This window comes from Psychroflexus sp. MES1-P1E (genome assembly GCF_002836055.1).
GTDB lineage: Bacteria > Bacteroidota > Bacteroidia > Flavobacteriales > Flavobacteriaceae > Psychroflexus.
In genome coordinates, this window is record NZ_PJBS01000242.1 from 1 (window position 1) to 2,370 (window position 2,370).

Here is a 2,370-nt window from a genome sequence, read left to right on the forward strand (position 1 = left end):
ACTTTTAAGTCGTCACCCGTCTACTCGATTAGCAAGTCGTTTAGTTTATCTTTTCCATAATTAGACTGAATTCCTCTTCACTTTTTACTGCTTTGAAAATTTCAATCTGATTGCCAAGTTTCTTTTTACTCATTTTAACTATATCGGCTTCCTCCTTTGGATTTGTGCAGCAACCGATTATTATTTCGGTTATGGTTTCTGGATTTAATTTTACAGTTCGTTTTTCAATATGATTCTTACTAACTCTCCATTCTTTTTCATGTTCCCACAAATCAGATTTGTAGAAAGACTTTTTATGAAACTGCTCAGTTGTATCATCTAGTCCGGATACCGTGGTGGGATAATCCAATTGATAATTAATAGGCTCTATGTAGTCAAAATCATATTTAGAGGCCAAAGAATTAGCGTCCAATCCAACTGTGAATCCTTCATGATTATTTGCATAGTGAGACCACATTAAGATGTTGTTTCTGACAGATGATAATGCAAGAAGACCAATCAGGGTTCCCCATTTATTGATCTGTTCTGAGGTTTCCTTATTTAACTTTTCAGGATGCCATAATGTTTTGTCTTTGGTGACTTTCCAAGCATATTCCCGAACCTTTTCTTGGTCTTTGTCTTTATGGACTGTATTTAAAAGTTCTAGATTTTTATCGAAACAGTCTTCTTCGGTCATCAAATCCCATCTGACAGGTATATTACCGTCAAATGGATCATTGAAATCTGACGGCTTCGCAAAATATAATTCTTGATTAGAGATTAGTTTTCTATGAAACTTATTTGACCAATCTCTGTATTTATACAAAGTTTGTGGAAGCTTAGTTTCAGTTAATCTTCTAATCATTTAACTAGTTTTCTGAAGTCATTTTCCAATTCCTGAATCAATTTCCACATTTTTTTTCCCGCTTCCTTATATTCTTCAGATTCTCTTAGATTTCTTGCCCTTTGTTTAATTTTATCCATTTCTCCTTCTGCATTGCCATACATCTCCATAAAGTTGGCATCAAAGTATGTTTCGAAATTTTCTAAATCTTCTTTATCCTTAAATACTTTTGAAGTAAATCGTGCGAACACAGTAAAATTGTCGTCAATTTTTTTGCAAGTATCCTCAGGAAAAAGGATTCGATTGGATTTAAAAAAATGCATTAATTGCTTTTGATTGACTAGATATTCTTGTAGTCTTTTCTTATGTATATGATGGTCAGCATCTCTATCAGCAAAATACAAGATTCTTTGTGTAGCAGCACGAAATTCATAAAAATGTGTGTACAATTGTTTATAAGCGTCAACCTGATCCTGATGGTACTTTGAAAACTTGATTTCCGCTTTTTTTAAATCAGCAGATAACCGTGCAACATCTCTCTTAAGATGTCTATTCATAAAAAACTGTATTGTAGCAATAATTACAACAGCTCCAATAAGTATCCATATATGGTATTGTTGATATTCAGATAATTTTTCATCCAACAATTGTTTTATTAAGTCAGAAGTTCATTTTAAATTATGGGTAACGTGATTGTGTATGGTTAGTTGTGTGGTTAAGCACCTAATTTAGCAAATAAATCACAGATAGAATATTCCGCAGGAATGTTCGTAAGTTGGCAGTGACCAAGCAATTAATTATACAAGGTGTTACCAACTGGCTTTATTTTATTATTTCAGTCAGATAAACGATTCCGAATATCCAACCAACATAGAGTAGAGTATAAGTCAGCGAGTAAACTGCTGAAATTCCAATATCCCCTTTTGTATCTTTTGATTTATTAAAAACAAATTTTAATGCTCTGAAAAACACCCAATATAACATTGCTAATATTATGAAAAGCGAAAACCAAAAAACTGCTTCCAATACGATTAGTAATATGATTATCAAAATCGTCATTCCAATCCACAATAAAATTGATAAAATCAGCCCTCCAATTCCATCTCCAACCGAAACACTTGGTGTGTCAAAAGTTGGTGATGCATTTCCCATTATATCTCCTCTTTTAAAATTCCGAAATTTTGGAAAATTGTCAATCAGTCCAATTCCTTTATAAAGTCCATAAGTCATAAACAGAAAAAGAGCAGTCGCTATAATTCCAAGAGACAAATAGAGATTAGAAGTCGGACTTCGGTTAAAGTTAATTCCAGTTAGATACACAGTCAGAATTGCAATTCCGATTACAAGTAGCGAGACTATAAAAACGGATTTTCCTTTTAAGTAAGTTTGTTCGGTTTTCAATTCAGAGTGTTTTGGTCAGCTTGTTGGTAACGGTTTGTGTATGGTTAGTGGCGTGTTTAAGCACCTAATTTAGAAAATAAAACACAAATAGAAAATCCGCGAGGATTTTCGTAAGTAGAGTAGAACCAGCAATTAATTATACACGT

At 33.0% G+C, this 2,370-nt stretch carries 3 protein-coding genes; all 3 read right to left on the reverse strand.

Annotation, left to right across the window (positions count from 1 at the left end):
• Window positions 1-40 precede the first annotated feature (40 nt).
• Window positions 41-844 carry a DUF2971 domain-containing protein gene (locus CXF67_RS09305; protein WP_102088506.1) on the reverse strand — a complete coding sequence of 268 codons (804 nt, stop codon included), beginning with the start codon at window positions 842-844 and terminating at the stop codon, window positions 41-43.
• Window positions 841-1,467 (reverse strand): hypothetical protein, encoded by a 627-nt coding sequence (locus CXF67_RS09310; protein WP_102088507.1) that lies wholly within the window; start codon window positions 1,465-1,467, stop codon window positions 841-843. The genes CXF67_RS09305 and CXF67_RS09310 overlap by 4 nt, the downstream gene beginning before the upstream one ends.
• Window positions 1,468-1,645: 178 nt before the next feature.
• Complete coding sequence (locus CXF67_RS09315; RefSeq protein WP_102088508.1) at window positions 1,646-2,224, reverse strand: hypothetical protein; 579 nt, start codon at window positions 2,222-2,224, stop codon at window positions 1,646-1,648.
• Between the last annotated feature and the right edge of the window lie 146 nt (window positions 2,225-2,370).

Excerpts from the sequence above, each read along its gene's own strand:
- CXF67_RS09305 (WP_102088506.1), bottom strand. The coding sequence starts at position 844 with ATGATTAGAAGATTAACTGAAACTAAGCTTCCACAAACTTTGTATAAA.